Below are 12,929 nucleotides of genomic sequence, written 5' to 3'. Positions count from 1 at the left end.
GCGCGGCGGGGGGGGGGGCGGCGGGGCGGGGGGGGGGGGGGGGGCGCGGGGGGGGGGGGGCCGCCCCGCCCCCCCCCCCCCCCCCCCCCGGGCCCCCCCCGGGGGGGGGGGGGCCCCGCCGCCCCCCCCCCCCGGGGCGGTAGGCGACGTCATGCCCGAAGGACGATCAGGTACGACGCCACGGTTGCGTGTCCTCCCTGGGGCGGGTCAATGAACTGGCCCCTTGAACGGCTGCTCTGCCGTCAGGAACTTCTCAACACGGTCGGCATACACCCGGTAGGCCTTGCGGCCGGCCGGGGCCGCCCCGTCGGCGGCGAGGACGGCGCACGCCTCCAGTGCCGCCTGGTGGACGCTGAGCGGCGCGATGACCCGCAGCGAGTAGCCCTTGCCCCGGCGGATGGTGCGGCCGTCGCGCACGGCGTCTCGTACGGCGGCGACGGCCGCGTCCTGCAGGTGCTCGGCGAGCAGCCCGGGCATGTCGATGGTCACCGTGGGGTCTGCGGCCACGGAGACCCCCTGCGTCCGGTCCTCGCCGTCGACCGGCTCACGCAGAAGCTGCGCAATGTGCTCATCAGGCACGTGACGGCGAGCGTTGGCGGAGTCCAGCACGCGTCGGATCACTTTGGGGTCGACGCCGTACTCCCGGGCGAGGGCCTTCACCGCGGCGCCGTCGTTCTGGTAGGCGGTGACGACGGCGGCGGCCTGTTCGGTACTGAGGCGGGCTGGTCGGCCCAGGACCTTGCCCGCGGTCCGCGCAGCCGCGACCCCGTCCTTCGTGTTTTCGCTGATCATGTCCCGCTGGAATTCGAGCACTCCGGCGAGCATCGTGACGAACAGCTTCGTCATCGGGTCCTCGGAGGTGAGGTCCATTCCCGACCAGGCGCCGGACGCGATGCGCAGATGCAGCCCGCGTCGCCGGAGGATGTCGCGGACGTCGAGCACGTCCTGAACCGAGCGGAAGAGGCGGGCGGCGTCCGCCAGGCGCACGACGTCGCCGACGGCCGCCTCGTCGAGCAGACGCTGAAAGCCGGGCCGCTTCAGCGGATGGAGGCGGCTGGAGGTGGCCGGGTCCTCGTAGGCCGGTGCCCCGCTGGCGAGGTAGGGCTCCAGGTGGTGCTTCTGCCGCAGATTCGTCTGCTTGTCCGTCGAATGCCGCATGTAGAGCCGGTCCACGGTCGAGCCTCCTCCGAGAGCGAGCGGGCTGCAGGGCGCAGCGGCCGTTCCGAGCACTCTAGGGGGGCGAAAAAGGGAGGCGCAAAGAGGCCGCACGCCGCATTGGATTGATCACGGGTTTTCCGCGGAAGCCGATTGGATCATCCAGTCACAGCAAGAGGGGGCGCAGACGACCGATTCCGCCCCCGGGGGTGGGACGGTCTGGTTCTGTGATTGCGGCGAGTAGTTCTGGCCGAAGGAGGCCATGGAGGCCCTTGGAGACTGGCGCGGGCATACCGTCCGCCGGGAGCGGCCCACGAAGTGATGGCTCGGTGACCTCGATCGGAAGGACCGCGTGAATGCCGAAGCCACCAAGCCGTTTGCTGGTCCAGGTCAGTCGGTGTGGTGGATCTCGTAGTCGTCGCTCTCGTCCGACCGGCTTGTCTCAGTCCATCCCGGAAGGGCGTCGATCGCCTCTGGCGTCGTGCCCATCTCCTTCGCCAGGTCTTCGATGACGTTCGTCAGGCCGCCGCCGTCGTAGGCAGCAAGGAACCGGGACGAGACCTTCTCCCGGGGGATCTCCAGGGACTCGTAGATGTAGATGCCGCGTTCCAGCGTGATCGTGTTCTTTGACATGCCGGGCAGCGTCCCACGAGCCGTTGCCCGGCTGTTCCACTCTTCCTGTTCTTCACTCCCCGGCGCTGCCGGCGCCCGCGCGGTGGACCCAGCTCCGGCCCGGCCCGGGCGAAGAGGCCACCGGGTCTCCTCCACCACCCGGCGGTGCTCCTTGCGGGGCGGGTGGCTAGGGAGTCGTTGGTCCTACGCGTGCCTCATCAGCTCAGCAGACAATGCTGTTGATGTATACGTGATCGTAGCGGCTAATCTTCCTCCAGAGACTGTCCTTGCCGTGGCGGTCCTCTGTCAGGATGTTGCCACCCCAGAAGTGGTACCGGGTGGTACACCCCCGGTAGAACCGAATCGCATCGGTGTCGTAGTAATAGTAATGCTTGATCGACTCATCGCCCCTCGGGAGTTCCGCGTCGCCGTAGTAGTACCCCCAGTTATTGGGGTGGGAGACGCAGCTCAATTTATCCCCATTTTCCCAGGTTCCATACTCGTCCCTCCAGCAGTTAGCTATCCGGATGCTGTAGTTGGTGCTGCTGTTGTTACTGACTTCTCCGCCACAACCGGGCGTAGTGCAGACGCTAGCTGACGCCGGAGCAGCCGCAAGCAGTGATGCGCTGAGCGTGATAGCCAACGCGACCACCGTGCTCTCAACCGCCTTACGAACGTTCATTTCATTCACCTCTCGCCGCAGAACCTGATGTGAGCTGCCGTTCCTAACCGGATATTTCGCGGGGGTCTTCCCCCTCGCTGCGTGCGAAACACAGACGGCTCCGCCCGTGTGCTAACTGGCCAGTCCGTATGCGTTCTCCTTCGGACCTAGGCTCCCCCTCGGAGCCGTACGGACTGGGAGACATCCCTCGGCGTTGGATGGTTGGTAGGAATTCAGGCCACATTTGCGTGATGTCCGGCGGGTGCTGGTGTCCGCAATGATCGCGGGATGACGCCTCACTCAAAGATCACTCCGAAATCAAGCCGGTGGATCCGGGTTGAGCGGATCACCAATCTCCCCCCGAAGCGAGCGGGGCGGCCATAGGGTCCCGATGCATGGACGTAAACGGAGACCCCGAAGCTAAAGCCGAGATGTATGAGGTCGGACCGCTGACGTACCGCCAGGGGTACGTCAGCGTGTGGATGGAGAACTACGGGTGCAGAGAAGGCGCGCTCATGCATGACCGCGCGATCGTCGGCGTGTACACCGGCACTCCAGAGGAGCGGGGAGAGCAGTTGTTCCGGGCGTGGGTGGATGCCGAGGAGCTTCCCTCGGTCCTAGGCCACTGGGCCAACGTCCTGCGCTGAGGCGGGCGCGGCGTGCCAGCATGCCGGGCCGACCGGCGAATGCGTGGCGGCACCCCCCTTGACCACCCGCCGGTCAAGGGGTCGCGGCCGTGGAACGGCAGGCCCGGCGCGATTCCGTGCCGAAGATCGAGAACCGGCCTCACAGGATGCCGCCTCCGGCGTGTTCTCCGGCGTCTGCGTGTGGATTGGACATCCGGGGGCACCGAACGGGCTCACAGGGGCACGCAGCGGTTTCCGCAGGTCGGCGCCCTGATCGCCGGTGACCCGTGTGGCGTGTGCCCGATCTGCCCGATTCTGAGCGGAGAGCGAGCGGGGGCGGGACCGTTTTCGCCCCTGTCCGGATTGGACGGTGCCTCCGGTTCGAGGTCAGCACCCCATCCAGAGACATGATGCAGCTCACACCGAAGACGGCCGGGCGGGGTTGCGGGGCTAACCCCCGCTCCTCCAGGGTCGCAGCGGCTCGTCAACCGGCGAGTCTCCCGACCAGGCTTGGAGGTGGCGGCCCCGGCAGGAGACCGTTTCCGCGGCCCCCTCTTCCTATGGATTCAGGGGCAGCCAAGTGGAGGGAAGGACGACTGGCCCAGATGCCGTACCGACGGCATCGAGCAGCCCAGAGGGAGCTCGACCCCTCGCGTCGGTGAAGGACACCTCGCCGTCGCCGAAGAACCTCACGCTACGAAAGGACACCGCGTCGCTGGAGAACGTCGCGCTGACGAACGACACCGTGCCGCCAGCGAACGTCACACGGTCGAAGAACACCACGCCGCTGGAGAACGTCGCGCGGCGGAACGACGCCATGCCGCGGGAGAACGTTGCGCCGAGGAACGACACCGCGCCGCCAGCGAACGTCGCGTCGTTGAAGGACACCCTGCCGCCGGAGAACCCCGCGTCGCCGAACGACACATCACCGTAGGAGAACGTGGCGCGGTCGAACAACACCGCGTCGCCGGAGAACACTGCGCCGTAAAACGACACCGTACTGCCGGAGAACACCGCGCCGCGGAACGACACCGTGCCGCCGGAGAACACCGCGCCGCGGAACGACACCCTGCCGCCGGAGAACACCGCGTGACCGAACGACACCGTGCCGCCGGAGAACACCGCGCGGTCGAACGACACCCTGCCGCCAGCGAACGTCACGTCGGTGAAGGACACCCTGCCGCCGGAGAACCTCGCGCCCTCGAAATCCATGTCGCCGTCGATGGTGACGCCAGTGAGGTCGAGGTCGCAGCCCTGCCAGGAGCGGTGGGTTCCCTGAGGGCGCCGGTAATGGTCGCCGATGAGACGCAGGATCGTGTGCCGGACCTTGCGAAAGGCCAGGTATTGGTGGTGTTCCTCCTGATGGGCGGGGTCGTCGCCGGGGTCGGGGGTGAAGGGGAGCTGGAGGTAGGCGCACAGCACGTCCACGCAGGTCTGCCGCAGGCTGTCGTCGGGGGCGTCGTCGGCGAGGCCAGCCAGAGCGTGCACCGCGCCGAGGCGGACCGCGGCGGATTCCTCACCGAGCTGGCCGACGGCGGTCGTAAAGCGTTCGGTGTGCAGGCGGGTGGCTTCCCGCAGGGCGCCGTCCTCGTCGACGCGCTGGCGCCGGTAGGCCACCACCAGGGCGACCAGAGCACCGGCGCCGGCGACTACCCCGAAAGACAGCTTCACCAGGTCGAAGAGCGTCTTGGAGTCGATGCGATGTTCGGGCTTGAGCCCACGGACTCCGAGCAGCTCCCACCCGGTGTAGAACACCCCGGCCGCCACTAGGACCGCCACGGTGAAGGTCAGGGCGAGGACCGGGCCGACCGGCCACAGCCGCAAGCCGCGCTGCTGGGTCCGGCGGCGGGGCAAACGTGCACTCATATCCCCTGAGGACACTCCAGACCCCGCTGCCGGTTGCGATGCGCCTTGGAGAGCATGAGCGCGTGGCACGCCTGGCGCACCAAACACAAGCCCTGGTCTGACGAGTACGTCTGGCCAGGCGGGGGTGGGAGAGTCTGGTTCTGTGATTGCGGCGAGCAGTTCTGGCCGAAGGAGGCCATGGAGGCCCTCGGAGACTGGCGCGGCCATACCGTCCGCCGGGAGCGGCCCACGAAGTGACCTGGCCCTTGAGGCGACGCGATTGTTCAACTGCGGCCTCGGGCAGGGTTCATCAGTCGCCGGACGGTCCAGCGCGGGAGAGGGAGAAACCTGATGAGCCAAGATCTGAACGCCGAGCTGTCCCGCATCTACGAGCGCTGCATCGAGCAGGTACGCATGATCGCCGCGCTCGACCCGACCAAGCCCGTCAAGGACTGGGATCGGTACACCTGCACCGCGGCCAAGGAGTTCGCGTCGGACGCCGAGATGGCATGGATCGGGGCTCATCCCGAGCACGAGGTGCGTGACACGTACCTGGCAATCATGGGCGGCGTTCCCATCGAACATGAAAGCGTCCTCGGGGACTCGCCTACGCGATACATCACGTACGGTCTGACGTCCTTCGCCCGTGTCCTGCAGTGCATCGAGGCCATGCGCATCGGCCGATTCGACCCGCACGTGCCAGGCGGCATCATCCGAAGCGACGGGGACTGAACCAACCGGGGCCGGCACTCAGCTCCACCCGCCCGGAGGGGGCCCGCAGTTCGACGTCCACCTTCACCCTTCACTTCCGGCGGCGGCACGGCCCGCGCGGTAGACCGACCTCCGGCCTGACCTGGGCGAAGCAGCCGATTGCTGCCGACTTTCCTCCACCACCTCCACCACCGGCTGGTGGCCCGGCGGGGGTGGCTGCTTCCTCTTCCGTAGCAGCGGACCATTTCCGCCTCCCGAGGCGAACGGATCGAGCCTGCGAAGGTGACCAGCTTCAGTCAGGCAATGCCTGACGGATTCTTTATGTCAGGGCTAGCCTGACGAACATGACGGATGCTGAGTACGATCCCGACAGCGAGCGTTACGCCTACAGCCGTACCGCCCTGGCCCGCCTCGCCCTCTCTGCCGAGCTTCGCGAACTCGCCGACCGTGCCGCCGCCGGCGTCCCCACGACGAACGACATGTGGGCCCGGCCCGGCGAAGTCGTTGGCGACGCGCTCGACCTGGTGCGCCAGGCCCAGGAGGTGCTGGTCCGCGCCGTGGTCTACGAGCGCCAGAAGCACACAAGCTGGGAGGCCATTGGTGAGCAGCTCGACATGAAGAAGCAGTCCGCGCACGAGAAGTACAAGGACGCCGTCGCGGAGTGGCAGCTCGCCCTCCAGGAGCCGCACCACCCCGCCCCACCCGGCACTCCCGTACGCGGCCTACGCCTCCACGAGGCTGCGTACGCGCCCACCACTGCAGGACAGGGTCTCGACGCGTGGGTGCGCGAGCACATCCCGGCACACCGGGAGACGGAACACCCGGTCACTGGCCGCTTGCCCGCCCTGAGCACGACAGAGGAGATGGTTCAGGTCCTCGACGCGTTCAAGCACCTCTACGGCGACCTGCGCACCCCGCCGGACCCAGAGGCCCGCGCACGCCTGACGGAGCGCAAGGCCGCACTGCTCGACCGCATCGCCGTCGAAGACGGCCGCCCCGAAGCCGCCCAACAGGCCGAAGAGGCTCGCGCTCTTGCAGCGCAGCTCCGCACAGAGGCCGCCCAGGCGCGCGACGAGAACCAGCGCTGACTCCGGACAGCAAACGAGGGTGGCCCCGGCAGGCGAGGCCGCCCTCGACCGTTTCCGCCCCCGCCTTCATCGGACCGGTTTTCCTACAGTGGACGCGCGATTGCTGGCCCGGACCTAAGGGGTTGCGTGTATTCAACTACCGAGAGCTTCTACGACCACGACGGAAACCTCTGTCGTCCTGGTGACCGGTTCTACGACACAGAAGGCGTCCACCGGCGTCCTGGAGAGAAGTTTTTCGACCATGAAGGTGTCCTGCGGCGTCCCGGGGATGCGTTCTATGACCACGAGGGAGTCCGCCGGCGCCCTGGGGAGCGGTTCTTCGACTGCGAAGGATTCCTGAGAAAGCCATAGGCACCGGCTTCACCTTCCACTTCCCGCATGCGCGCGATGCACGTGCGGGAAGTGGCTGCTGACCGTCGGCCTGCTCCAACCAGGCGGTGGGCGGCGTGCGGGAGCGTCATGACCTGCGGCACCCGGCGCGGGGGACCGGTTACGCCCCTCTGAGTTATTCGGTGCCCGCGTTGCGTGGACACAACGAGCGGCGCGCCCGAACGGCGTATCGGGCGCCCCTACTTGGGGCGACGGTTTCGTCCTCCCCGCGCGCCCGCCCTGGCAGTGCGTCCTGGCACCGGAGCGAGCGGGCGCGAAGGACGAAGCCCTCGTCCTCGCGCCGGTCACGGCCCCGACAGTGACCGGCCACGGCGCTGCGCCGGCACCTGGCGACCGCGGGCCCGGCGCTCGCGGTGCCGCATCCACGCAAGGATGACGTCCCGTTTGTGCTCGGATTCCTGCGGCATCAGGACCTGGAGCAGCATGATCAGGCCGGGCACTATGATGGCGACGGCCACCGCCACAGCTACGACTCCCCAAGGGGCACCCGCCAGCGTCAGGGCGGTGACGGCCGCGCCCGCGCCGAGCACTCCTCCAGCGACGCGGCGCGCGGTGGTCGACGCGGCGGGGAGCTGGTTCTGCAGGCTCATCGCGCCCCCGCCTTCTTCTTGCGCTTGCCCTTCGCGCGGCGCCACTCGGCCTCGATCTCGGGCGGGACGTGCAGCTTGCCGCTGATGCGCTGGGTGCGGACCTTCTTCCGGAAGAGGTAGCGGGCGTTCTCGACGTCGCCGGGCTTGATGGCCAGCAGGTCGGCGATCTCGTCCTGGCTCAGATGGTCGACGGTCAGCAGCCATACGGCGCGGTCGCGGGGCTTCAGTACCTGTTTTCAAGCCTCTGAGCAGTGCAGGCAAGGCCGAGAATCGAACAGAAGGGTTCAGAGGCTGTCGGCGAGTCGGATCGGTGTGGTGAGGAGGAAGCGTCGACGCGGGCGAGCCGCTGTGGCCTGAAATCGGTCGCCGCCGCGTTGGCGACGCTGTCGCGTGTCCGCCAAAGCTTCCTACCTCTGTCGCTGGTCGCGATAGCCTGCGATCTGGCGCTCAAAGTGGGTTGGGGAGGGGCAGGGGACACGGGTGCTGTCGGGATCGGATTGGACTACGCTCGTCGTGGCACTTGCCGGAGTCGGCGGCACTATGGGGGCGACAGTGCTCGCTCAACGCGCTCGCCGAGCCGAGGTCGCCGAACAGAATCGGCGTACGGCGCTCGAACGGCTGCAGGACCGGGAGGACCGAGCAGTCCAGGCCAAGCGTGAACTCTATGCCGCTCTTAATGCGACCGCCCGCGCCTACCGCACTGCGGGCAGAGACATGGTGCTTGCACTCAGGCGTGGGGAGACCGTTGTTGCGGACCCCCTTGATGCCTCGCGCCAGGCGTACTACGACCAATACGCGCAGGCCCAGATGGTCCTTGGTGCAACTGCCCTGAACGTGGCCAGCGAGGTTAACCAGTGCCTGGGCGCTGGTTACCACCTGGTGCGGCACCTCCCAATTGACGCCACTGGAGCGGGGATTCTCTCGCGTACGGACGCGCAGCTTATCCAGGCGAAGCGGTGGTTTGCGGGACCTCTCTCCGATGCGGTTTATCTGCTCCGGGAGGCGCTACGTGCCGAGCTGGGAGTGAACGGCACGCCGTCAGTTGAGCTGTTTGAGGCCAAGGTGGTGGCGCTTTCCCAGGCTCGAGAAGCCCTGCAACGGGAACGACGGCAGCTTCAGTCGCAACAAGAGGGATGACCGGCGCCGTGGGCCAGGGACGGCCTTCGGGAAGTGATGGTGGCGACGCTGGTCAGCGTCGCCGTGAGGATCAGTCCCGGTGGGCTTCGCGGGAGGCCGGCTGTCCGCTTCTGCGAGAACTCCGACGGGTGATACGCCTGGTCATGAGGGTGATGGCGGCCCAGGTGATCAGCGATTCCGAGTGCTGGACCAGCCGTTCGTAGTCGCGGGCGTGCCGGCGGGCGTGCATGACCCAGGCGTGGGACCGTTCAACGACCCAGCGGCGGGGCAGGACGACGAAGCCGGGGACATTCTTCGGGCGGCTGACGGTCTTGATCGTCAGGTTCAGGTAGGTCTTTGCCCAGGTCACGAGCTGTCCGGCGTAGGCGGAGTCGGCCCAGACGATGGTGATCTCGGGGTGCATCAGCCGCAGCCGGAAGAGGACTTCCTTGGCCGCGTTGCGGTCGGTCATGTCGGCTGGGGTGACCATGACGAACAGCGGCAGGCCCTTGGTGTCCACGACCAGGTGCCGCTTGCGGCCGTTGATTTTCTTGCCCGCGTCGTAGCCGCGGGAGTCCTTGCCGACTGTTTCGGCGGCCTTGATCGACTGGGAGTCGATGACGGTGGCCACCGCGCCGGGTGCCTTGCCCATCTCGCGGCGGATGCGTTTGCGGAGCTGGTCACGGATCTGCCCGACGACGCCGGCGGCGGCCCAGCGGGCCATGAACCCGTAACAGGTGCGCCAGGGCGGGAAGTCCTTGGGCAGGGCACGCCACTTGCAGCCGGTGTCCACGACGTACCGGATTGCGTCCACGATCTCCCGGCGGGGGTGCTTCTCCGGGCGGCCACCGGTCGGGGTGTCGCAGGCCGGGACAGGCAGCAGGGGCTCGATCAGGGCCCACTCGTCGTCCCAGGTGTCGGAGGGGTAGCAGCGTGGCCGCGGCAACGATTCCTCCCTCGGCCAGAGGCCCGGATTGCCGCGCCCCCAGGCAGGCGGCAGTCCGGACGGTTCATGCATCGGTGAAGTCGGCGATCACGTCGAGCGTGGACTCGACCGAGTTGAGCTGGGTGTTCAGGTGCTTGATCCACCGGCCCTTGGGCTGCAGGGCGGCGTGCGGGGCGACGGTTCCGGTGATGAAGCGGCGGATCTCGGTGAGCTTGCCGCGGATGACCGCGACCTCGTATGCCTGGAGCTGGTCGGGGTCGGCGCTGAACTGGTAGCCGTCCTTCAGGGTCCAGATCAGCGGCGGCCAGCGGCGTTCGGTGATGATGTCCCGCAGGCAGGCGAGCCCTGCGCGGGTCTGGTGGGGCGACAGCTCGCTGGATCTGACCAGTTGGGGGAAGGTCAGGCCGGCCGGCCGTGCCTCGAACAGCACGAAGCGGACGGTGTCTGCGTGTCGCTGGGCGGCCGGCGACCTGCGCTGGGAAGCGCGTGGCACGGTTACTCGCCTTGCAGGAGCCGGGCCAGCTCGCCGTCGACGTCGACCCGCCCGGTGTCGACTGCGGTCTCGATCCAGTCCAGGGTCGCGCGGACCCGGGCGACGTTCTCGTGCACGATGATGCGTTCGTCGTCGCCGAGCTGCCGGTCCCGCATGCCGGGGACGACCCGGCCGGCTGCGGCGACGAAGGCGTGGCAGGCGGTGACCAGGTCCAGGAACTCCACCGACCGGTCGATGTTCTTCACCGCCGGCGCGACGGGGCTGGTGTCCTCGAACTGGTCGCGGGCCTGCCGGCCCCGCTCGACCTGGGCGTGGTTGACCTGGTGGCGGGCGGTGTCGTCCGACATCGCCTTGAAGGCGACATCCGGCCTGCGCAGCAGGCCGGTGGTCACCTCCGCCGCGACGTGGTCGTCCCGGGTCAGCTCCTCGACCACCCGGACCCGGTCGGCCTGCTTGACCTGGGCGACGACTGCCGGGCGCCGCAGGAGGTCCCCGGTCACCGTCGCCGCGACGTCCTCGTCCCGGGTGAGTTCCTCGACGGCCCGGACCTTGTCCTCCTGCTTGACCTGGGCAACCACGGTCGGCCTGCGCAGCAGGTCGCCGGTGACGGTGGCGGCGACCGCCTCGTCCTTGGCCAGGGTGTGGATCGCGGAGACCTTCTCCTGCGGGGTGATGGGCTTGACGACCTGGCGGCCGGCCCGCCGGTTGGCCTCGTCCGGGGTCCACCGGGTCCTGCCCTCGGGCGGGGTGAGGATGGTCTCGAACCGCTCGTCCTCGTCCGCGATCCCGGCGAAGATGCGGTGGACCGTGAACGACACCCCGGAGACCCGGCGGTCCTGCGGCCACCTGGATGCGACCCAGCGGTTGTCGCTCAGCGACTTGTAGGAGACGCCGATGTCCTCGGCGAGACGGAACAGCGAGTCCTTGACCGTGAACAGCCCATCGCTTCGTTCCTGACCGCCGGACTCGCGCATCGGCTCGACCTCGAGGGCGTAGTCACCGATCGTGAACTGGATGCGGCTGGCGGTCTGTACCAGATTCCGCAGTTCAGCCACGATCTCCGCATAGCGGGCCGGGCTGACGCTGCCGACCTTGTCGGCCGTCGTGATCTCTTCGGGCATGGCCTTCACCACCCACCCGCGGACCAGGGCGCGGCCCTCGACCGCGGCAAGACCCGGTCCGCATCTGCAACCGAGAGTCGGACCGGAAATCCTAAGATCACAACGAACGACCGTAATTGCCCCTTAGGTGAACGAAGTTGGGTTCCAGATGCGTTCGCGTTGCGGTCACCGTGACCGTTCAGCGAACGATTACTTCCGGGACCGCCAAGCCCTTGTCACGCACCGCCGCGAGCAGTAGACCGCGTTCGAACGGCGGTCCACCCCGGCGACCCACCTCGCCCCGCACTCCGGGCACTTGGCCAGGCCAACTCCACTCAACTCTGCGGCCACACGCTTCCGAAACCGCTGGTCCTGCCGCCACTTCCTGCCACGACAAGCCGACGAGCAGAACCTCGTCCAAGCAGGTGCCTCCGACGACAGCCGCCTCCCGCAGCTCTCACAGAACCGCTCAGCGACTTCCTCGACGCCATCGGACATCCACTCAGCCTAGAGCCCAAAGCTACCCAAATCCGAGGTTCAGACACAGGCACTCAGACCGTTGATCATTTCTGTGAGGGTGTCGCAGAGCTGAGTGACGCCCTCGGGCACGGGATCGGGCCCCGCCTGCCCCAGGGCGCGGGCGAGTATGCCGTCTCCCATGCTCACCGCGCGGAGCAGGAAACGGTCAGTGCGTTCGGTTCGCCACTGGTCGAACACCCGGGGAAACACCAGGCCGCACCGGCCGTAGAAGAAGGAGGTGAGGCGGGCCGACTTCCCGTCCCGGCCCGGGTAGCGCGCCGGGTCGTACCCGCCCTCCCGCAACAGCTTCGGGAAGTCCTTCATCGCGGCCGCCATCGTCCGGATGGCGAGTTCCTCGCGGTCCGGGGCGCTGCGGTAGAGGGTGGAGCGCTCCTCGTCGTTCATCACCAGCGGCGTCCTGGAGTTCGCCGTCAGTGCGGCGAGCGTCTCCGTGTGACGCATGGCCCTCAGCAGCGGCCTGAAGGCGTAGCCGTACAGCTCGGACGCGAGCTGCTCCCACAGGGGACCGCGCGCGCCGGCCGCGACGACGTCAGCGACGCGGTCCACGTCGTACTGGACGTCCTCCGGCAGTTCCTCGATCTTCTGGCGGGCTCCACCCCGGGCACGGCTCCCGGCGTCCCTCATTGAGTTTTCGTGCACGCTCTTCCTTGATTGTCTCGCGCATGGCCCGTGGGCCGAAGCTGGTTGTAAGACCTGTTGCCAGCTATATGCAGCGCGGACGCGGAATTCCTTAACCTGCCCCCTGAACAGCGATCTTGCGGCGCGTCGTGGCGGCGGCCATGCGCCATCAGCGGCGTGGGAAAGGTCGTTGAACCGGACGGCCATGCGGCTCGAAGGTCAGACCGGCACACTGATCTCCGCCGACGACGATCCGCCCGTCCACGGCGCCGGAGCCGACGAGGGACCTTGTGCCTGCCCGCGTCGCAGAACGCCTCCAGCTCCTTTGGTGAGCAATAGTCCCCAAGTGGGACGACGCCCACGGCACCAGCGCGGGGAAGCACCCACGTTCGCGGACAAGTGGCACAGCGCCGACGGCAGCCGCCCGTACGTCCGCCA

14 protein-coding genes are annotated in these 12,929 nt (G+C 68.0%); 5 read left to right on the top strand and 9 right to left on the bottom strand.

Features of this window, described 5'->3' with window-relative positions:
• Window positions 1-207: 207 nt before the first annotated feature.
• The 3 genes from ACH4ZX_RS38100 to ACH4ZX_RS38090 form a co-directional block, all read right to left on the bottom strand.
• Window positions 208-1,173: a recombinase family protein gene (locus ACH4ZX_RS38100; RefSeq protein ID WP_398283146.1), complete on the bottom strand. Its 966-nt coding sequence runs from the start codon at window positions 1,171-1,173 to the stop codon at window positions 208-210.
• Window positions 1,174-1,545: 372 nt separating this feature from the next.
• Window positions 1,546-1,788, bottom strand: coding sequence for a hypothetical protein (locus ACH4ZX_RS38095; protein ID WP_398283144.1), 243 nt, complete (start codon window positions 1,786-1,788; stop codon window positions 1,546-1,548).
• Window positions 1,789-1,990: 202 nt separating this feature from the next.
• Entirely contained in the window at window positions 1,991-2,449 is a 459-nt protein-coding gene (locus ACH4ZX_RS38090) for a hypothetical protein (protein WP_398283142.1), read from the bottom strand.
• A 374-nt stretch (window positions 2,450-2,823) separates the two neighbouring features.
• Here ACH4ZX_RS38090 and ACH4ZX_RS38085 point away from each other — a divergent pair, with 374 nt between their 5' ends.
• The gene (locus tag ACH4ZX_RS38085) at window positions 2,824-3,075 is read left to right on the top strand and encodes a hypothetical protein (RefSeq protein WP_398283140.1); all 252 of its coding nucleotides are present in this window, start codon (window positions 2,824-2,826) and stop codon (window positions 3,073-3,075) included.
• 537 nt (window positions 3,076-3,612) lie between these two features.
• Here the strand turns inward: ACH4ZX_RS38085 and ACH4ZX_RS38080 are convergent.
• Window positions 3,613-4,920, bottom strand: a complete 1,308-nt coding sequence (locus ACH4ZX_RS38080; RefSeq protein WP_398283138.1) for a pentapeptide repeat-containing protein — start codon at window positions 4,918-4,920, stop codon at window positions 3,613-3,615.
• 330 nt (window positions 4,921-5,250) lie between these two features.
• On the opposite strand from ACH4ZX_RS38080, the gene ACH4ZX_RS38075 reads away from it, so the two are divergent.
• Together ACH4ZX_RS38075 and ACH4ZX_RS38070 are read left to right on the top strand one after the other, a co-directional pair.
• The gene (locus ACH4ZX_RS38075) at window positions 5,251-5,631 is read left to right on the top strand and encodes a hypothetical protein (RefSeq protein ID WP_398283136.1); all 381 of its coding nucleotides are present in this window, start codon (window positions 5,251-5,253) and stop codon (window positions 5,629-5,631) included.
• A 323-nt stretch (window positions 5,632-5,954) separates the two neighbouring features.
• Window positions 5,955-6,698 carry a hypothetical protein gene (locus ACH4ZX_RS38070; RefSeq protein WP_398283134.1) on the top strand — a complete coding sequence of 248 codons (744 nt, stop codon included), beginning with the start codon at window positions 5,955-5,957 and terminating at the stop codon, window positions 6,696-6,698.
• A gap of 674 nt (window positions 6,699-7,372) precedes the next feature.
• Here the strand turns inward: ACH4ZX_RS38070 and ACH4ZX_RS38065 are convergent.
• Window positions 7,373-7,678, bottom strand: a complete 306-nt coding sequence (locus ACH4ZX_RS38065) for a hypothetical protein (RefSeq protein WP_398283133.1) — start codon at window positions 7,676-7,678, stop codon at window positions 7,373-7,375.
• A gap of 68 nt (window positions 7,679-7,746) precedes the next feature.
• On the opposite strand from ACH4ZX_RS38065, the gene ACH4ZX_RS38060 reads away from it, so the two are divergent.
• Entirely contained in the window at window positions 7,747-7,926 is a 180-nt protein-coding gene (locus ACH4ZX_RS38060; RefSeq protein WP_398283131.1) for a hypothetical protein, read from the top strand.
• Between the two features lie 292 nt (window positions 7,927-8,218).
• A complete protein-coding gene (locus ACH4ZX_RS38055) occupies window positions 8,219-8,815 on the top strand; it encodes a hypothetical protein (RefSeq protein ID WP_398283129.1) in 597 nt (198 codons plus the stop codon).
• A 70-nt stretch (window positions 8,816-8,885) separates the two neighbouring features.
• Here the strand turns inward: ACH4ZX_RS38055 and ACH4ZX_RS38050 are convergent, their stop codons facing one another.
• The 4 genes from ACH4ZX_RS38050 to ACH4ZX_RS38035 all read right to left on the bottom strand — a co-directional run bounded on the left by ACH4ZX_RS38050 (window position 8,886) and on the right by ACH4ZX_RS38035 (window position 12,512).
• Window positions 8,886-9,740, bottom strand: coding sequence for an IS5 family transposase (locus ACH4ZX_RS38050; RefSeq protein WP_398283127.1), 855 nt, complete (start codon window positions 9,738-9,740; stop codon window positions 8,886-8,888).
• Window positions 9,741-9,804: 64 nt separating this feature from the next.
• Window positions 9,805-10,233: a RacP protein gene (locus ACH4ZX_RS38045; protein WP_398283125.1), complete on the bottom strand. Its 429-nt coding sequence runs from the start codon at window positions 10,231-10,233 to the stop codon at window positions 9,805-9,807.
• Window positions 10,234-10,235: 2 nt separating this feature from the next.
• Entirely contained in the window at window positions 10,236-11,354 is a 1,119-nt protein-coding gene (locus tag ACH4ZX_RS38040) for a DUF6192 family protein (RefSeq protein ID WP_398283123.1), read from the bottom strand.
• Window positions 11,355-11,870: 516 nt separating this feature from the next.
• The gene (locus ACH4ZX_RS38035) at window positions 11,871-12,512 is read right to left on the bottom strand and encodes a hypothetical protein (protein ID WP_398283122.1); all 642 of its coding nucleotides are present in this window, start codon (window positions 12,510-12,512) and stop codon (window positions 11,871-11,873) included.
• Window positions 12,513-12,929 lie beyond the last annotated feature (417 nt).

It is taken from the genome of Streptomyces sp. NPDC020490, assembly GCF_044335305.1.
GTDB lineage: Bacteria > Actinomycetota > Actinomycetes > Streptomycetales > Streptomycetaceae > Streptomyces.
The sequence above is the reverse complement of the archived record's forward strand: the minus strand, read 5'-3'. Positions and strand labels throughout refer to the sequence as shown.

Coding starts and splice junctions, on each gene's coding strand:
- ACH4ZX_RS38095 (WP_398283144.1), bottom strand. CDS start 1,788: ATGTCAAAGAACACGATCACGCTGGAACGCGGCATCTACATCTACGAG.
- ACH4ZX_RS38090 (WP_398283142.1), bottom strand. CDS start 2,449: ATGAACGTTCGTAAGGCGGTTGAGAGCACGGTGGTCGCGTTGGCTATC.
- ACH4ZX_RS38085 (WP_398283140.1), top strand. CDS start 2,824: ATGGACGTAAACGGAGACCCCGAAGCTAAAGCCGAGATGTATGAGGTC.
- ACH4ZX_RS38080 (WP_398283138.1), bottom strand. CDS start 4,920: ATGAGTGCACGTTTGCCCCGCCGCCGGACCCAGCAGCGCGGCTTGCGG.
- ACH4ZX_RS38075 (WP_398283136.1), top strand. CDS start 5,251: ATGAGCCAAGATCTGAACGCCGAGCTGTCCCGCATCTACGAGCGCTGC.
- ACH4ZX_RS38070 (WP_398283134.1), top strand. CDS start 5,955: ATGACGGATGCTGAGTACGATCCCGACAGCGAGCGTTACGCCTACAGC.
- ACH4ZX_RS38065 (WP_398283133.1), bottom strand. CDS start 7,678: ATGAGCCTGCAGAACCAGCTCCCCGCCGCGTCGACCACCGCGCGCCGC.
- ACH4ZX_RS38055 (WP_398283129.1), top strand. CDS start 8,219: ATGGGGGCGACAGTGCTCGCTCAACGCGCTCGCCGAGCCGAGGTCGCC.
- ACH4ZX_RS38040 (WP_398283123.1), bottom strand. CDS start 11,354: ATGCCCGAAGAGATCACGACGGCCGACAAGGTCGGCAGCGTCAGCCCG.